We start from the raw sequence: 17,109 nt of genomic DNA, 5'->3' as shown, positions 1-17,109 counted from the left end.
TTTAAGCTAACATGAATAAATTAGAATTTGGACCTATAAATTTGATTATATTCGATGCAAATGAGTTAGCCTCTTTAACTAATTGATGAAGTTCACTGTCTTCAAGACTTAAATTAAAATTAATTAGCCCATTTGCAACATACGCAAAGAAACTATCTCCAGCTCCTGTTGTGTCTACAACATTTTCAACCTTAGCTGTCTCAATATCTTTGTACTTACCTTGAGAGTAAACTCGGCTTCCTCTCTCTGCGAGAGTTACAGTAATAATACAATCCACAGATCTTTTTAGCAGAAAGTCGTGTGAGAACACCTCATTACCCATATTGATATAAGAGGCTCTTTCACTTAGTCCCTGAAATTCACTCTCTGAAATATTCAATCCATCTTGTAAATCGAGGAAAACTTTATGCTTCGAACTCGTTAATGAGCCAGAAACGAGTGATCTAATTTCATCAAAGTATGGAGAGATAACATAATCAAATTCATCAAATTCAAAACTTACCTGAACGTTTAAAATCTCACTCTGATAATTTTCAAAACTTCTTTCACCATTTTCATCAAGAATAATTTCAATCTCTTGATTGGGATGAGGAACTCGAAAAAGGTATGAATCAATCGATGAGTCATTAAGATACTTTTCAATTGCTTCAGTATATTCATCCTCACCAATGAGTGAAATAAAAGTGTAATTTGAATTTAATTTTTGAAATGTTGCCGTGACATTAAATGCACAGCCCCCGAGAAATTTTAACCCTTGTTTTGGATACTGATCGACACACAGATCTCCAAAGACAGCAACTCTAGCCACGAAGTGACCTTATGCGATCCATGAATGGAGCAACCTTCTCATAATCCATTCTGTAATTTGTCATTAATGCTGTGCCAACCATTGCCCCATCACAAAGAGGATAAAGAGATTCGATATTGTTATAAGAAAGACCTGAACCTATTAGTACAGGGATTGATTCATCAGCTTTTTTAATTGCAATTAAATCATCAGCTGATGGTGCAACACCTGTAAGATTAGCAGAAACGATAACCCCATCACTGCCCATTTCGATTGCCTGTTTAGCACTTTGTTCTATCGCTTTATCTTCAAGCATCGTTGCATATTTCACTTGGATATCACTATATAGCTTGATTTCCTCTGCACCAATTTTCTTTTTAAAGTTCATAACTTCAAGCGGAGCAATTCTCATCTCTCCGCCATACTCTTCACGGGCCATTCGATCAACAAAGTAATCTGTTCGAATAAATTTTGTTCCAGATGCTTTTGCCATCGCCAGCGAAGCCTCAGGATCGTTAATCAAAAACTCTGTTCCAATTGTAATTTTACTCTCAAATTCTTTTCTTAACTGGTAAGAAGTTACCGACATCGATGCGATGACCTCAGGCCTGGCCAATACTGAATAAGGTCGATCGTTTTCATTTTCGAGTAATGCTGCATCAACACCACATTTAATCAACACTTCCATATCCTCACTAGCCTGTTCAAACACAGTATCCATTCCAGGGTGTTTTTCATAGCCAAGTGAAGGCGCTAAATAAATAACTGCAATAATAGGTTTGTTTTTTAAATTCATTAGAAACTCTAGTAAAAGCTATCAAGTGTAAATGGGCGAAACCAACACGCAGGCCTTGCTCCTAGAATAAAGTCTGTACTAAAACCTCTCCAGTGACAAGCAGCAAATGACTGGCTTTCATCACTAAAATTGACATCTTCAGAGACAGGACAAATTGCCCCAGCAACAAATGTATCAAGACGGCATTGCTCAGTGTTCTTATATGGATATGTATAATCAACAACTTTATTATCAACATTTTCAAAACTTAGTTCTTCATGTGGACCAAGAATTTGTATCGCCTGTAGCGAGAAAAAAGATATAAGCTGACACTCACGAGTCGTACATCCACGCTTATATAGATCAGATTTTACTTTAAAATCGATAATAACATCTTCGTATTCTTGTGGGTCCAGAACACGCTTCATACATTTTGCGGTAGCAAAGTAATCTGCCTGTCCTTCGGTTGATATTTTTCTGTTATCACCTGGAAACTCCTCAATAAAAGGTGCTCCACCAATAATGTGACCCAGCTCATGACAAAAGACATTTATCAAATGCTCTTTTTTCAATTCCATATTTGTAAGAAGAGATGATGATACGTGCAGTTTACGAGGTAGTCCGTGACTCATGGCCGCAACTTTTGTAACGGAATCATCGCTCCACTGAAATAGAATATGTTCTCCCTTCTCTTGCAACTCTTCAAAGAATGCACTCTCCACCTTCTTCCAAGTGTCACGCACTTCAAATGCCGTCATTGCCGCATATGAATTCAATGAAATGATTAGTGAGAAAATTAAGGTTTTAAACATGAAGCAAACTTACTCCATGTCTATTCAGAATAATATAATTTAAATACTTACCTGTAATATCTTTAGACTTTAGTTAAGTCTGTCGCGTATAAGCTGGGCAATTCTTGTAAAATCTACAGGCTTTGGAATAAAGTCAATCGCCCCTAGACTATAACCCTTCTCCTTGTAATCTGTATTATCATAAGCACTTGAAAGTGCGACCTCTGCATTTTCAAACTTATTAGAGATATTTTTTAAAAGAGTAAACCCATCCATTTTCGGCATATTGATATCTGAGATAATCAGCACATGCTTCCCTTCCATATCTTTGCTCTCGAGAAATTTGAGACACTCTTCTCCGTTTAGGAAGAATTCAAACTTCAGCTCATCCCCAAATAGAGAAGATAAAAAAACTTCATAGATATCCTTGATATCTGGTTCATCATCCACAAAAACAAATTGAAACGCTTCTGAAGTCATATCGAAACCCCTTCTTACCTACTCTCATTATCAAGTGTAATATCAATACAAGCAAAACTCATAATGATGAGATTTTATTGATTATTTTTTTGTAACTTACTAATTTCCTAGAAATCTGTGAACACAGAGTGACAATATTTTTAGTCGAGTCCGAATTCTGCCATAAAAATGACCAGTTTACAGAGGAAAGTAAATTCATATAATATCACCCCCTATGGCGAAGAAAAAATTAGATATTCTCTATTGGGACAAGCACTATATTGCAGTAGCAAAACCTGCAGGAATTCTCGTGCACCCTTTTAAAAGCCAAGACAAAGATCGCAGGCACCTAATGCGCTCTTTAAAAAAACAAACTGACTTATATCTCTATCCAATTCATCGTCTCGACAAACCAGTTTCGGGTGTTGTGATTTTCGGTCTCTCAAAAGAGGCCACAAGACTAATCAAAGAACAATGGAGCACTGATCTCGTTGAGAAAAAATATATCACAATGTGCAAAGGTGTTATCGATGAAGAGGGAGAATTTAACTTTCCACTTAAAGCTGAAAATGGTGCTGTTCAAGAAGCCAAAACAATCTATAAAAGGCTCAAAGAAAATGGTGAGTACTCACTTGCGGATGTTTCAATCAAGACAGGCAGAATGCATCAGATAAGACGCCACTTTTCTCGACGTATGTTCAATCTTGTTGGTGATACAAAGTACGGCAAAGCGATTTACAATAATTACTACCGCCAAAAATTCAACTTCTATCGTTTATTCCTTCACTCATACGAACTTAGCTTTCATCACCCTATTGAAGAAAAATGGGTAAAAATCAGCTGCCCCCTTCCTGAAGAGCTAACAGAGATTATTTCCTCTGAGTTTAATTAGAAAATTGACCACATCCAACGAGTAATAAAAATCCAATTCTTATAATCACCTCTTACATAATCTGCGTGCCTCGAGGCTCCTTGGCCGATAACTGAATAAGAAAGCGTATTTATGATTCTCCCATTCCACGGTACAAATGGAATGAAATTAGAGATTGTATAACTTTGATACCCAACACCACCGTTTGCCTCTGGACCATAAGCATATTGATTAGAAGATTTCTCTGCAATATTTATTGAATACTTGAACGAGACTAACGGAATCAAAGGCGCATAAAAAGCAAACTCTGAACTAACACCATTGTAGCGATGGATTTCCCTTTCAATATCAACTCCGAAACCCCAGCGATTTTTTTCTCCAAATCGATATGTATACTTAATGTTTGTATCCACAACGCTTCTTCTTTTGTTACGAAATGACTCTGTCGTATCGTTTAGTCTAATCATTGGTTTCTGGGCGCCATCTGAATACTTAAAGCCAATCTCGAATTGATGCTGGTCTTCACGATCATAAAAAGCCCATGTTAATCCAGGACCAGTAAGCCTGAGGTGGCCATCAAAAAATGCGAAGAATGGAGCGATTATAAGTGAAGGACCTGGCCATGTTGGAGCACCTTTGTATGCCAACTGATTTGCATAACCAGCAAATAGAGTTAATGAAACAGGATTAGCTAATACTGATACTACGAGTATGAATGACACAACCAGTCTTACTAAGAACATATTTCTCTCCACGTAAAGATTTTTACAATAATATATGGTAAAAACGAGGAAATGTTAAATTTTATTGGAGTTGTGCAATGAAAGTCTATTCGATTGTCTCATCTATGATCATCATTCTGATTATTCTCTTTATCTGTGTTGGAGCTTGGAGAAGACGCGAAGTAACTCAGAGCGTGACAGAAGTTGAATATTTTGAAAAAATAAATAAGTTAGTTAACGAGAAAAAATCTTTTGACGAGATCTATCATGAACTAACAGATGTACTCGAAAAATATTTTAAATCATCTGATGAAAAATATCTTCGTGCTAAATTAGAAGCAGATTTAAAAATTTTGGGAATTAAAAAATGACAGAAGAAACATCGAAAGAGCTTATTGAAAAATTAACTAATGATATCGACGAAGCAAAATGGGAACTGATTAAAGATCACCATGCTCGTGGCGCTGCTTTTTTAGTAGATGACTCCCTTGATCTTGTAGCAGTTGGAGTAGCAATGGCAAAAGATCAAGTCGAATATATCAGAGGCTGGCTAGGAGAAGGAAAAATTCTTCAACCAACCGAAGAGCTGATTGAAGCTTGGAACGAAGCTGATGTTTTCTTCAGATACCTAATTATCCAACCATATGTTCTTATCCAAATTAAACGCGAGGAGATGGAGTAATGAGATTACTTGTACTCGCTCTATTATTAAGTTCTTGCGTAAAAACATATAATATTAGTGGTGGCTCGAGCCTAGCAGATATGGACTGCCAGGAAAAAGAAAATTGTGTTTCAGGAATGCCTTTCAAATACCTTGCCCCGAGCACTGAAGAAAATATCGACATGATCGAAAAGGCATCAAAAAAGTATGAAGTTGTAATCATCACAAAGAATGAAAACTATCTACATCTAAAGAAAAACCAAATTCATCTCGAATTCTTTGCTGACCCTCAAACGAAAGAAGTACTTGTGAAAGGGCAACTCGAGCAAAAGAAGCTTCTTGGAAATGATTCACCAGAGAAACTGATTGAAAAGATCAGGTTTGATTTTTTCCAAAAAAACTTTTAATTACTAATAATTCTGCCGATATAGAGGCTTATGAAGAAAGTATTCCTCTATTTAAAGAATGATTCTGCACTCCCCATGATACAGGTTTATCTGAATGGGTACAAAGGCATTCAGGTATTTGTTCAGCATGATAGCGCTGCCTTTAAGAATGACTTGAGCTTCATTGGATTTCCGGATGCTCTCTTTATTGAAGAAGAATTTATTTCACAAGATATCAAAGAAAATCTCGACATCATTGAACAAAAGATCTGTGTCACGACAGAAGACAAAGAGATCGATGGTTATCGCTGCTTTAATAGAAAAAACTGGGAAAAAGCTTGTGAAGACTGTTTTGCAAATCTTGGCGAAAACCTTGAGGCCGAAGAATTTTCAGATGTACCTTTTCATATATTGAAGAAAGTTATCACACCTGTTTGTGATATTTATATTCAAATTAGCAAGAATGGCCTTCCACATCGAATTAAGCTTTTTCATGCAACAGAAGCTGTCGATCAAATGACCGTTGAAAAATACCTCGATAAGGGTGTTAGAAATGCCTCTGTTAAAAGTTCTGATAAGCTTCAGTTCTTAAACTCTATTTCCAATCAAATTTATACAGAGATGCTAATGAGCCCAACAGACAATATTGTTGGTAAAGCTCTTGATACAGCACTCATTCTTTTAAAAGATATTGGCTTTAACTCAACTTCTACTCAGTTAATTGAAGGTGTTGTTGATGCAATTAATGAGAAACTTTCACACACAAAAGATGGTGATCTTCTTGCGATTAAGGATTTACTTAACTCCAAGACATCTCGATACTTCAAAAAAGCACATCTTGTATCAATGTTATGTGGAAAAATAATAGAACTATCTTCATGGGGAACTCACAAGCATCAAAATCTTATGACATTTGTTGCTCTCATGGCCGACATGACCCTCGATAAAGAAGAGATGTTATTTCTTACAGATAAGAAAAGTCTTGAAGAATCATCACTTGATGAGACAGATAAGAGTAATGTCTGGACACACTCAAGAGATGCATTTCACATGATTCAAGCTTATCGCGATCGTCCTCTTGAGACCGATCTCCTTATTCTTGAACACCACGGAAATAAAAATGGAGTTGGCTTCAGCGAACAAATTTCAACAAATTTAAATAAGCTCACAATTATCTATCGTATCTGTGAAGATTTCACAATCGAGCTTCTTAAGCTCAATGAAATGAATCTTGATATAAAGATTATGGATATCTTCCAACACCTTTATATCAAGCATGATAAGAAAGTTCTCCACCTCGTGATCGATGATTTAAAAAAGTGCTTTTTTAATTAAGCACTAATAATTATTTTCTACAAACCAACAAGCAGGTCTTGAGGCCCTTTCATCATTTACACATGCGCCTATTGAGTAATCATCATTATCAAAGTCTTGATAAATTTCTTTGTCACAATTTACTCCTGCGATAAAAGTATTAAAGCGACATTGCGGATTAGGATGACTATAAATTGTTTTTGAAATTTTCTCTTCACTTGTTTTTCCTATCTCTGGAACATTCCAGTCTGTACGAAGAGAAGCAAAAACTCGTCCCACACTCATTGCGGCCATTACCATTCGATTACAATTTACCGAAAAACAAACTTGCTCAACACTTTTTTGTACACTTTCAGGAACCTGACTATCATCTTGTTCAATGATTTTTGGCATACATTTACTTGTTGCAAAGTAATCAGCCTGTCCCTCTGCCGACGACCAAGATCTACGATCAGTATTTCCTCTAAAAATCTTTGGTGCTCCCCCATAGTGATGTCCTAATTCATGACACAACATAAGCAATAGTCCATCAGGAGTTATATCAGGGTGTCTTGCGAGACCTCCACGCACAACAATCATTGGATTATCTTGATCGTCCCGAGTTGCATGAGCATTCACACGAGCATTTTTCCAATCCCTTTCAACGATCAATTTTTTGTTGTACTTCTCTTGAATAATTGGAGCCCAAACTTTTTCAAATTTATCGAGAGTTAAATGAAATTCTATTTCACTCAAACCACTTTCAAAGTTTTTTGCTAGAAAAGATTTTTGATTTAACTTTTTTTCACCGATCATCATATTTGATTCAGGAAAGCAGTTCATCGACTCAGCACTAGTACTTAGCATTAAGAAAAACATGAAGATTTTTTTCATACTACTCCTTTATTACACATCCAGAATCTCTCAAAAACTACACAAAAGCAGCATGATCCAGATCATCTTTTTGGCCGTCTATAATCAAATTTATTTATGTTTTGTGAGCATTACAGAGCATAACTTGGGGAGCAATATCTAGATGTAAAGATAACACGGAGGAAGTTATGAAATCACTGAATAAAATTGCATTTATAATACTTATGGCCCTAGGGGCGAACGCAATGCATATAGAAGCTGTACCAGCACTACATGTCTACTCTCCTAAAGGATACAATTCTAACGATAACGTCGAGGTCGTTGTTGAAGGTGTCCTTCCAAACCTTTGCTACTTCAATCCTTCTTCGGAAGTTAAAGTTGTTGGTAAAGATATCGAAATTGCCATTCAGGCAGAGCGAAGAGAAAGTGCTGTTGGCTGTGCTGAGATGGTAGTCCCATTCCTATCAAGTGCTCAAATTGGACTACTCGACAAAGGCTGGTACAGAGTTATGATCAATGGACAACAAAGATCTGACCTTTACGTTGATGAGTTCTCATCTGACGGTATGGAAGATGAAATTCTTGCCAATGTTGAAAATGCTCAAGTTATAGAAGGAAGTAGAATTCTAAAACTGCAAGGTCAAAACCCTTCAGACTGCTTCGTAGAAGAAAGAGTTGATGTCGATTCAAATAAAAAAGATGCCTACTCATTCGCAGCGAAGATGAAAAAAGTCTCTGACTTCTGTCCAATGAAAATGGTTCCATTCGAAATGGAAGTAGAAGTTCCAAATGATATCGAAAGAGAAAAGGTACTTCTTCACATCAGAAGCCTAAACGGTAAAGCAATTAATAAGCTTTTTGAAAACGAACAACTATAACGTTTGAAAGCTTATACGCAAAAGACCCCTTCTCCAGGGGTCTTTTTTTTATACTTGGTTTAAATTTTCTTTTGTTTTTATTAATAGATTTAAGTGAGAAAATAATTCTGTACTCGCTCTCTCCATTTCAGAGATTGCGTTTACTGCGGAACTAAAGTCAGATTCATTATTAATATAATCGAAAATAACTTTAGTACTTTGGTGAACATGGGCATGTGGTGAAATAATATCTGAATATCCAGCAATATTTGAAAAGTTATCTTTTCCAAGTCCTGTTTCATACCATTTTCCCAAACGGCAGTTATGATGATCAACAAAATCAAAAACTTTTTGCTCAGTTAGTAACGTCAAATACGTATTAATTTTCCAAACAATATGATCAATTTTAGCAAGGGAAACAAAAATCCTATCATTAACACTATAAACATTTTTTAAAGATTTTGAGTTAACAACAATTGCTTGCTCTAATTCATCTATAAAATTATTTAGTCTCGTTACAATTTCATCTGTTTCATTTTTTGTGACAACCATCGAGTGGCCAAGCTCTTTGGCAGAATTTAAAATCTCCGTTGCTCCATGCTTAATTTGCTCAAGACTTTGAGACGTTTGATTTGACATTTTTTGGACTTCAAGTGCCACAACAGAAAAACCCTTTCCGGCTTCACCCGCCCTTGCGGCCTCTACCGAGGCATTAAAAGAAAGTAACTTACTTTGTAATGCAATCTCTTCAATTGTTTTAACGATATCTAAAACAAAATCAGTTTTTTCGTTAACGAGATCTACAACTTTATTCGTACTAGAGATAAGTTCACTCAAATGAGCAACATTTTTTTCAATCACTCCAGAATCAGAAATAATCACTTTAAATTTTTCTTCATTTCCTAAGAACGCATCTACTGCATTTTGACTCATTCCAACTGAGTCAGCAAGAAAACCTTGAATATCGGCCATCGCTGCTTTTAAATGCTTATTTTCTTCTTCAAGTAAGAGTAGTTTTTCTTGAAGATTTTTATCCTCTTGAATCATTTCACCAGACTCAAATTTTTCAACTTCATGTGTATGCAGATCCATTATTTTTTCAACTTCAACGATTTGTTGTTTAGAGTTTTTTCTCCCCTTTAGCCATTTAAACATTTAACTTCCTTTTGATATTCTTCTTTCGTAATTAGATAACTTTTATAGTGATTTGAATAGCGATCAATTTCTTCACTTGTCAGCGGACGGCGAACAATAGCAGGAGCACCGATAATAAAACTTCCTGCCGGGTATTTCTTCCCTGGTGGAACTACACTACCCGCAGCAACCAAAGAGTTCTCTCCGATTTCAGCCCCATCAAGAACAGTAGCCCCCATACCAATTAGGCAGCCATCACCGATTGTACAGGCATGTAAAGTTACTTTGTGCCCCACACTCACATTCTTTCCAATAATTAATGGTAGTTCATCAATCACATGAAGCATCGATAGGTCCTGAATATTTGTATTCTCACCAATATGAATTTCATTCACATCTCCACGAGCTACAACTTGGAACCATAGATTTGAGTTTTTTCCCATGAAAACTTTTCCAATTACATCTGCACTGTCAGCAACAAAACAACCGTCTTCAATTTTTGGTGCGATATTCTTATACGTGTATAAAGTCATTAATTAATTCCATCCCATGACATCGTAGCCTTGTTTTGCTAGACATCTGTTGACATATCTCTGTTTCAATTCATCAGGAGAAATCGCAGCTCCCGCAGCACCTGCTGTACCACCAATTGCAGCGCCTGAAGTCACGGCTCTTTTCACATCACCAAAAATAAGTCCTGAGACTGCTCCCATTGCTGCTCCCATAAATGCTCCGGCTCCCGCCGACTTCACCATTTTCTTACCTTTTTCAGATTCAAGAAATGTATCAGCCTCGGCCATACAGTTATCAATATCCTGTTGAGATTTTTCTTTACCAACTGTTTTGAGTTTTTGATTTGGATAGAGCACGGGCTTTGATGAGCACGAAGCCAGTGTAATAAGACTTAAAATTAAAAATAATTTTTTCATGATGCCATCCTTATTGAAGATAAGGACATTATACTACAGAAACAAAAAAGCCTCCAAGAGGAGGCCTAATTATCTGAATTATTTTTTATAACCCCATGGGAGTTTAGAAACATATGCCGATAGATCCGCTATATCTTGATCAGAAAGTTTTCTTACGATAGAAAGCATCTGCTGGTTAACTCTTACACCATCTCTCATATCAGTAAGTTGTTTTGAAATATACCAGTCAAATTGTCCACCAATACCTGGCGCTTTATTCGCTGATTTCCCTTCTCCACCCTTACCGTGACAAGCAATACACTGTTTATAAAGCTTATCAGCTCTAACAAGAGCAGGTGTAACAAGTTCTACTAGTGGCTTTTCTTCAACAACGACATCATCAGAGATAACTTTTGGTGTTGTCGCTTCCGCGTGCATTTTTGCTAATTCAGCTAGTTCTTCAACATGGGCCTCATGTGCTTTCTCTGCTGCTTCCATATTAAATCTATCACTGTCTAATTTGATATCGTTATAACTTGAAAAGTTCATAACGATTGCTAAACCACTTAAAAATAGACAGAAAATCACAAGACGTGTCATCGCTTCTCCACAATATATTATGCCAAAATTTAAGTCCAAGTATAAGCTTTTGCCTTAAAATTGGCAACAAAAGAGGTAAGACTTTTGTCTCCACCTGCGTCATTATTTAGCTAGTGCTTCAGAGCTCTCATACTTATATGAGAAATACTCCCTCAGCAAAATGTCTTCATCTGCAAAATTATACGATGGGTGCGCCTTTTTAAAAGATTCCTGCTCTTTTTCTGACAGGGCGCTCCATTCACTTTTCGCCTGCTCCCTCTTTTTCTTATCTGTCGAAAAAACTGCGTGTAGAAGTTCATGTTGCAAAGTCTTCCTATAGTTCAGGTCATAATGATCAGTCCCATCCCCCAAGATCGTCCAAGGATTTACAACAATAAGATTATTTTTAGTGAACTTTTTATCTATTTTTTTATTTATACCAACACCATATGTATCAATAAGTTCTTGGTTACAATTTTTTCCATCGGCAGTTTTAAGCCAATCTCCATAGGTTTTTAAACTTTCTCGGCTAAATGACATACCACGAATTGAAAGTGGAAAAAGAGCAGCATTTAAATCCTTTTCATTAAAAAGACGATTGTGCTTAGCTAGGCAGTAATAATCAGAAGCGACATGAACAATATTTTCAATCTGTCTTAAAACAACTTTATCCTTTAATGACTCAAAAGATTTTGGGAGAGATAACTCAACATCATCGCCGTAGGCTTCCTTATGATTTACTTCAAATAATTTTAACCAACAAAAATTATACCTAATAGGCCTTTCTCTTAGTTCACTAACAACACGGGATAACGAACAATCAGCCGTCTTCAAAGGGAAGTAAAAGTTTGTGAAATCATCTAGGGCACTTCCCGATCTTTTAAAAGTGCAAATTTTTTGTTTTTCTATTTCACACACTTTCTTTATACAGCTTTCGATATCAGAGGCTTCAGCACATGCGTTTACAATAAGAGCTTTCGCTTGAGAGTTGAGAGATAAATGACCAGGTTGTTTATTTTTCTCCTCAAATCTCACTGTGAACTTTTTGCTCGAAACCTTAAATACCATGGGCTTCTTAGCGATATACAGTTCTTTCTTAGATAAATTTAAAATATAGTGTTCTCCTAAAATAAATCCACCAACATTGCCTGCAACTTCTGTGTGAGTAAGTGCTCCACTAGAACCATAAAAGTAAGTTCCTATAATGTTTTCAAGCTTTATTCCCGAACAACTCAAATTCGGCACTTCAAAAAATGGTAGGCCACTGCCAGAGAAACCCTGCTCATACATTTGCTCTCGAAGATAATATTTATCGACAATGTGGCGATGGAAAATCACAGGAACCTCACTTCCCGTATCAAGACGATAAAGAAATTTATCGCATTTAAAAGTAATTGTATCTTTTCCAACAATATTAATTTTAAATTTTTGAAGGTCCTTAGTTACTGGAAGCTTTTTAGAGAAAGTGACTTTCTTTTCTATTATATTTACTTCAAGTGGATACTTTTTTAAAAATGGCATCCCTAGAATACCAGCGCAGCAATTGATTCCGTCTAATTTTTCATTGAACTTCTGGGTATCCATCACATAAGTTTCCATATCGCCAAACTTAAAATCTTCCACTTGCAAAGAAAGCTCATAACCTTCACTTTTGGATTTTCCTGCAAAAGTATTTACGAATTTATCTAGCTCTGGTTTACGCTTAAGTTTCGTCGATAGCGCCTCGAGAGAACTTGAATCAATAAAATTTGCGTTTGATCCCGTATCGAGCAAATAGTCGAGTCCATCGATACGAACGATAACTAATGGTCCGATATTCTTAGTAATTTTTATCTCGGCCGAAAAAGATTGAAATGAGATAAAAAACGCTAGCACTGCGCAATAAAAAAGATTCACAAATACCCCTATATTAATGAAGCTAAAACTTTTTAAAAAGATTAAGTTTTGATAGTATCTCTCTAATTAAATCAATGATCAAATAAAGACTTTTTAGAGAGGATATGATGCAGTACAACTTCAGCGAAATCGAAAAGAAATGGCAGAAATTTTGGGATGAGAACGACACATTTAAAACAGATGTATACGATCACTCCAAACCAAAATTTTATGCACTAGACATGTTCCCTTTTCCATCGGGACAAGGCCTACACGTAGGACACCCAGAAGGTTACACTGCTACTGATATCATGTCTCGCTACAAGAGAATGAAAGGCTTCAACGTTCTTCATCCAATGGGTTGGGATAGTTTTGGTCTTCCAGCTGAAAACTATGCAGTTAAAACTGGTACACACCCAGAAGTAACAACGAAGAAAAATATTGGAACATTTAAGACTCAGCTTAAGTCTCTTGGAATGAGTTATGACTGGAATCGCGAGTTAGCGACTTCACATAAAGATTACTACAAATGGACTCAGTGGATTTTTGTACAACTATACAACAAAGGTCTTGCATACGAAGACGAAATTTCTGTTAACTGGTGTCCTCACCTAAAAACAGTTCTTGCAAACGAAGAAGTTGTTGACGGGAAATCTGAAGTTGGTGGTCACCCAGTAATTAGAAAACCAATGAAGCAGTGGATGTTAAAAATTACTGAGTACGCAGAAAGACTCTTAACAGACCTTGATGATCTTGATTGGCCAGAAAGTATTAAAGAACTTCAAAGAAATTGGATTGGAAAAAGTGAAGGTGCAACTGTTAACTTCGAAATCGAAGGTGGTCACGGTTCTTTAGAAGTATTTACGACAAGACCAGATACTCTCTTTGGTGCAACTTATATGGTAATCGCGCCAGAGCATGAGCTTGTTTCTAAGATTGTAACTGACGAACACAAAGCGGCAGTTAAAGAATATATCGAAGCAACAGCAAAAAAATCAGATCTTGAAAGAACAGACCTTAACAAAGACAAGTCTGGTGTTTTCTCTGGTGCCTACGCTATCAACCCAGCGAATGGACAGAAAACTCCGATTTGGATTGCGGACTATGTTCTCATTTCTTACGGCACTGGTGCTATCATGGCCGTTCCTGGACATGATGAGAGAGACTGGGAATTTGCAAAGAAATTTGAACTTCCAATTATTGAAGTTTTAAAAGGTGGAGATGTTAATGAAGCAGCATTCACTGGAGACGGAGAACACGTTAACTCCGACTTCCTGAATGGTCTTGGTAAAGCTGAAGCAATTTCTAAAATGATCGCTTGGCTTGAGGAAAAAAACCTTGGAACAAAGAAAGTAAATTATAAATTAAGAGATTGGTTATTCTCACGTCAAAGATACTGGGGAGAACCATTCCCAATTATTAAATATGAAGATGGAACAGTAAGATGTCTTGATGAAGATGAACTTCCTGTAACACTTCCTCAAGTTGAAAAGTATGAGCCATCTGGAACTGGTGAGTCTCCACTTGCAACGATTGATGAGTGGTTATACATCACAGATCCAAAAACAGGAAAGAAAGCAAAGAGAGAAACAAACACAATGCCTAACTGGGCAGGAAGCTGTTGGTATTACCTCCGTTTCATCGATCCAAGAAATGAAGAAAAAGCTTGGGATAAAGATCTTGAAAAATACTGGCTACCAGTTGACCTTTACGTTGGTGGTGTTGAGCACGCCGTTCTTCACCTACTCTATGCAAGATTCTGGCATAAAGTTTTATTTGATCTTGGATTTGTAAACTCTAAAGAACCATTCCAAAAGCTAGTTAACCAAGGAATGATTCTTGGTGAAGACGGCGAGAAAATGAGTAAATCGCGTGGAAACGTTATTAACCCTGATGATATTGTCAATGAGTTTGGTGCCGACTCTTTAAGACTTTATGAAATGTTCATGGGTCCACTTGAAAAAGTAAAACCATGGCAAACAAATGGAGTTAAGGGTGTTCACAATTTCCTAAGAAAGTCTTTCTCTTTCTATGGTGACGTAGCTAACATCTCTGGTGATAAAGAGACTGACGAGGCTGTTTTAAAAGTTCTTCACAAGACAATTAAAAAAGTAACTGAAGATATCGAGAATATGAGATTTAACACTGGTATCTCTGCGATGATGGTAATGAATAACGAGATCATCGGTAAGAAGAAAGTTTCAAAAGAAACGGCTACTACTTTTGCTAAACTCCTTGCACCATATGCTCCTCACACAGCGGAAGAGCTATGGAATATTCACGGTAATAACGAGTCAATTACTTATGCTCAGTGGCCATCATTTGATGAAGCTCTTGCAAAAGATGATCTTATCACAATGGCAGTTCAGGTTAATGGTAAGACAAGAACAACTCTTGATGTACCAGCTGACATCTCAAAAGATGACTTCCTAAAACTGGCCAAAGAAGATGAAAAAGTAGCGAAGTACCTAACTGGAAATATAGTGAAAGAAATTTACGTTCCAGGAAAGATTTGTAACATCGTCGTTAAGTAAGAATAAGGATTAAATAAATGACAAAATTTTATTGTACAACTGCAATTGATTATCCAAACGGAAGACCACATATTGGTCATGCTTATGAGAAAATTATCACTGATAGTTATAATCGTTGGTACAAACTTCTAGGCTACCAAACTCATTACCTAACAGGAACAGATGAGAATGGACAAAAGCTAATAGAATCAGCAAAAGCTGCTGGTAAAGATACTCAAAACTACGTTGATGAAAACGTAGTGTTCTTTAAAGAATTATGCGAGAAAGCAGACGTTAAATATGACGACTTCATTAGGACCACAGAAAAAAGACATCATGATGTTTGTCATGAGCTATGGAAGAAAATTGAAGACAAGGGATTAATTCACCACGGTCACTACAGTGGAAAGTACTGTCTTTCTTGCGAGTCTTTCTATACAGAGTCTCAAGCTCCAGATGGAAACTGCCCAGAGCACCACAAGCCACTTGATATCAAAGAAGAGGAAGGTTTCTTCTTCAAGCTTTCAAGCTTCCAGTCATGGATTATTGATTACCTAAAAGCTAATCCAACATTCATCACTCCAAAAACAAAGTATAACGAAATCCTTAGCCGTCTTGAAGGTGATGACTTAATGGATCTTTCAATCTCAAGACCGAATCAGGGATGGGGAGTTGAAGTACCAGGAAATAATAAGTTTGTTATGTACACTTGGTTTGATGCACTCATTAACTACTACTCTGCTCTAAATGAATCACAAAGAGAATTCTGGCCAGCAGATATGCACGTTATTGGAAAAGACATTCTATGGTTTCACTCTGTGATTTGGCCATGTATCCTAAAAGCTTGTGATCTCCCTCTTCCAAAGCAAGTTTATGTACACGGTATGGTGCTTGCTGAAGATGGAAAGAAAATGAGTAAGTCTCTTGGTAACGTTGTTGACCCAATGGATATGCTTGCAAAGTATCCATGTGATACTTTTAGATATTACCTAATTAGAAATATTTCAGCTTCAAGTGACGGGAAGTTCTCTGAGGCAGAATTAGTTTCTAAGCATAACACTGAGCTTGGAAATGATTATGGAAATCTCCTCATGAGAGTTATCAAGCTTTCAATGAAGACTCTTGGAGACGTTAATATTGATGCAACAGACGTGACTCAAGAAATCGACTGCTCTGAAACATTTAAAAAAGCAAAATCATTTATGGATGAAAGAGAGCATAACAAAGCAATCGAGACAATCTGGGAATTCATTTATTCACTCAATCAATATGTTAACGATAAAGAGCCATGGAAACATAAAGAGGATTTAAAGCAGTTTAAACACATTGTTTATAACTGTCTTTATGGAATGCAGGCCGTGACTTTTATGCTTCAAGCATTTATGCCGACAACAGCAGCGAGTGCTCTAACATTTATTGGAAGTTCACTGAATACAATTGACTCACTAGAGTTTGGGAAAGCTTCATTTAAGCTTACTGAACCAGTAGCCCTATTCCCAAAAATCGAAGCCTAAATCTATAGAAAAAGGGGTCACACTTGGCCCCTTTTTAAAGTACCAATAAAACACGACAATTTTTATGAACACTGTTTACACTGATCTAAATAAACACAATTAATAAATGTT

At 36.6% G+C, this 17,109-nt stretch carries 19 protein-coding genes; 8 read left to right on the top strand and 11 right to left on the bottom strand.

Annotated elements, in window-relative coordinates:
* Nucleotide 1 precedes the first annotated feature (1 nt).
* From M900_RS08170 to M900_RS08155, 4 genes are all read right to left on the bottom strand, one after another.
* Nucleotides 2-808 (bottom strand): carbohydrate kinase family protein, encoded by an 807-nt coding sequence (locus M900_RS08170; RefSeq protein ID WP_021274391.1) that lies wholly within the window; start codon nt 806-808, stop codon nt 2-4.
* Nucleotides 801-1,583, bottom strand: coding sequence for a BtpA/SgcQ family protein (locus M900_RS08165; RefSeq protein ID WP_021274529.1), 783 nt, complete (start codon nt 1,581-1,583; stop codon nt 801-803). Before M900_RS08165 ends, M900_RS08170 begins: the two co-directional genes overlap by 8 nt.
* Before the next feature lie 8 nt (nt 1,584-1,591).
* Nucleotides 1,592-2,374 carry a hypothetical protein gene (locus tag M900_RS08160; RefSeq protein WP_021274675.1) on the bottom strand — a complete coding sequence of 261 codons (783 nt, stop codon included), beginning with the start codon at nt 2,372-2,374 and terminating at the stop codon, nt 1,592-1,594.
* A gap of 69 nt (nt 2,375-2,443) precedes the next feature.
* A complete protein-coding gene (locus M900_RS08155; RefSeq protein WP_021274587.1) occupies nt 2,444-2,833 on the bottom strand; it encodes a response regulator in 390 nt (129 codons plus the stop codon).
* Nucleotides 2,834-3,047: 214 nt separating this feature from the next.
* Between M900_RS08155 and M900_RS08150 the strand changes: the two genes are divergently transcribed.
* Nucleotides 3,048-3,704, top strand: a complete 657-nt coding sequence (locus M900_RS08150) for an RluA family pseudouridine synthase (RefSeq protein WP_021274504.1) — start codon at nt 3,048-3,050, stop codon at nt 3,702-3,704.
* On the opposite strand, the gene M900_RS08145 is transcribed toward M900_RS08150, so the two are convergent.
* Nucleotides 3,701-4,426 carry a hypothetical protein gene (locus tag M900_RS08145; RefSeq protein ID WP_021274411.1) on the bottom strand — a complete coding sequence of 242 codons (726 nt, stop codon included), beginning with the start codon at nt 4,424-4,426 and terminating at the stop codon, nt 3,701-3,703. The genes M900_RS08150 and M900_RS08145 overlap by 4 nt on opposite strands.
* 77 nt (nt 4,427-4,503) lie before the next feature.
* Between M900_RS08145 and M900_RS08140 the strand changes: the two genes are divergently transcribed.
* The 4 genes from M900_RS08140 to M900_RS08125 are packed head-to-tail and all read left to right on the top strand — an operon-like array spanning nt 4,504 to nt 6,787.
* Entirely contained in the window at nt 4,504-4,776 is a 273-nt protein-coding gene (locus M900_RS08140) for a hypothetical protein (protein ID WP_021274623.1), read from the top strand.
* Nucleotides 4,773-5,087 (top strand): DUF2288 domain-containing protein, encoded by a 315-nt coding sequence (locus tag M900_RS08135; protein WP_021274534.1) that lies wholly within the window; start codon nt 4,773-4,775, stop codon nt 5,085-5,087. Before M900_RS08140 ends, M900_RS08135 begins: the two co-directional genes overlap by 4 nt.
* A complete protein-coding gene (locus tag M900_RS08130; RefSeq protein WP_021274679.1) occupies nt 5,087-5,473 on the top strand; it encodes a hypothetical protein in 387 nt (128 codons plus the stop codon). The genes M900_RS08135 and M900_RS08130 overlap by 1 nt, the downstream gene beginning before the upstream one ends.
* A 30-nt stretch (nt 5,474-5,503) precedes the next feature.
* Nucleotides 5,504-6,787, top strand: a complete 1,284-nt coding sequence (locus tag M900_RS08125) for a hypothetical protein (protein WP_021274754.1) — start codon at nt 5,504-5,506, stop codon at nt 6,785-6,787.
* 3 nt (nt 6,788-6,790) lie between these two features.
* Here M900_RS08125 and M900_RS08120 read toward each other — a convergent pair whose 3' ends face one another.
* Nucleotides 6,791-7,639: a hypothetical protein gene (locus M900_RS08120; RefSeq protein WP_021274602.1), complete on the bottom strand. Its 849-nt coding sequence runs from the start codon at nt 7,637-7,639 to the stop codon at nt 6,791-6,793.
* Between the two features lie 167 nt (nt 7,640-7,806).
* Between M900_RS08120 and M900_RS08115 the strand changes: the two genes are divergently transcribed.
* Nucleotides 7,807-8,496 (top strand): hypothetical protein, encoded by a 690-nt coding sequence (locus tag M900_RS08115; protein WP_021274458.1) that lies wholly within the window; start codon nt 7,807-7,809, stop codon nt 8,494-8,496.
* Between the two features lie 48 nt (nt 8,497-8,544).
* Here the strand turns inward: M900_RS08115 and M900_RS08110 are convergent, their stop codons facing one another.
* The 5 genes from M900_RS08110 to M900_RS08090 form a co-directional block, all read right to left on the bottom strand.
* The gene (locus M900_RS08110) at nt 8,545-9,630 is read right to left on the bottom strand and encodes a methyl-accepting chemotaxis protein (RefSeq protein ID WP_021274735.1); all 1,086 of its coding nucleotides are present in this window, start codon (nt 9,628-9,630) and stop codon (nt 8,545-8,547) included.
* Complete coding sequence (locus tag M900_RS08105) at nt 9,615-10,142, bottom strand: gamma carbonic anhydrase family protein (RefSeq protein WP_021274575.1); 528 nt, start codon at nt 10,140-10,142, stop codon at nt 9,615-9,617. The genes M900_RS08110 and M900_RS08105 overlap by 16 nt, the downstream gene beginning before the upstream one ends.
* 3 nt (nt 10,143-10,145) lie before the next feature.
* Nucleotides 10,146-10,538, bottom strand: a complete 393-nt coding sequence (locus M900_RS08100; protein WP_021274433.1) for a putative lipoprotein — start codon at nt 10,536-10,538, stop codon at nt 10,146-10,148.
* Between the two features lie 78 nt (nt 10,539-10,616).
* Nucleotides 10,617-11,117, bottom strand: coding sequence for a c-type cytochrome (locus M900_RS08095; RefSeq protein ID WP_021274331.1), 501 nt, complete (start codon nt 11,115-11,117; stop codon nt 10,617-10,619).
* A 102-nt stretch (nt 11,118-11,219) separates the two neighbouring features.
* A complete protein-coding gene (locus tag M900_RS08090; protein WP_021274704.1) occupies nt 11,220-12,992 on the bottom strand; it encodes a retropepsin-like aspartic protease in 1,773 nt (590 codons plus the stop codon).
* 107 nt (nt 12,993-13,099) lie between these two features.
* On the opposite strand from M900_RS08090, the gene leuS reads away from it, so the two are divergent.
* Nucleotides 13,100-15,505 (top strand): leucine--tRNA ligase, encoded by a 2,406-nt coding sequence (gene leuS, locus M900_RS08085; RefSeq protein ID WP_034732278.1) that lies wholly within the window; start codon nt 13,100-13,102, stop codon nt 15,503-15,505.
* Nucleotides 15,506-15,522: 17 nt separating this feature from the next.
* Nucleotides 15,523-16,998 carry a methionine--tRNA ligase gene (metG, locus tag M900_RS08080; RefSeq protein ID WP_021274482.1) on the top strand — a complete coding sequence of 492 codons (1,476 nt, stop codon included), beginning with the start codon at nt 15,523-15,525 and terminating at the stop codon, nt 16,996-16,998.
* The last annotated feature ends 111 nt before the right edge of the window (nt 16,999-17,109 follow it).

The organism is Bacteriovorax sp. Seq25_V (genome assembly GCF_000447795.1).
In the GTDB taxonomy this organism is placed as follows: Bacteria; Bdellovibrionota; Bacteriovoracia; order Bacteriovoracales; family Bacteriovoracaceae; genus Halobacteriovorax_A.
The sequence above is the reverse complement of the archived record's forward strand: the minus strand, read 5'-3'. Positions and strand labels throughout refer to the sequence as shown.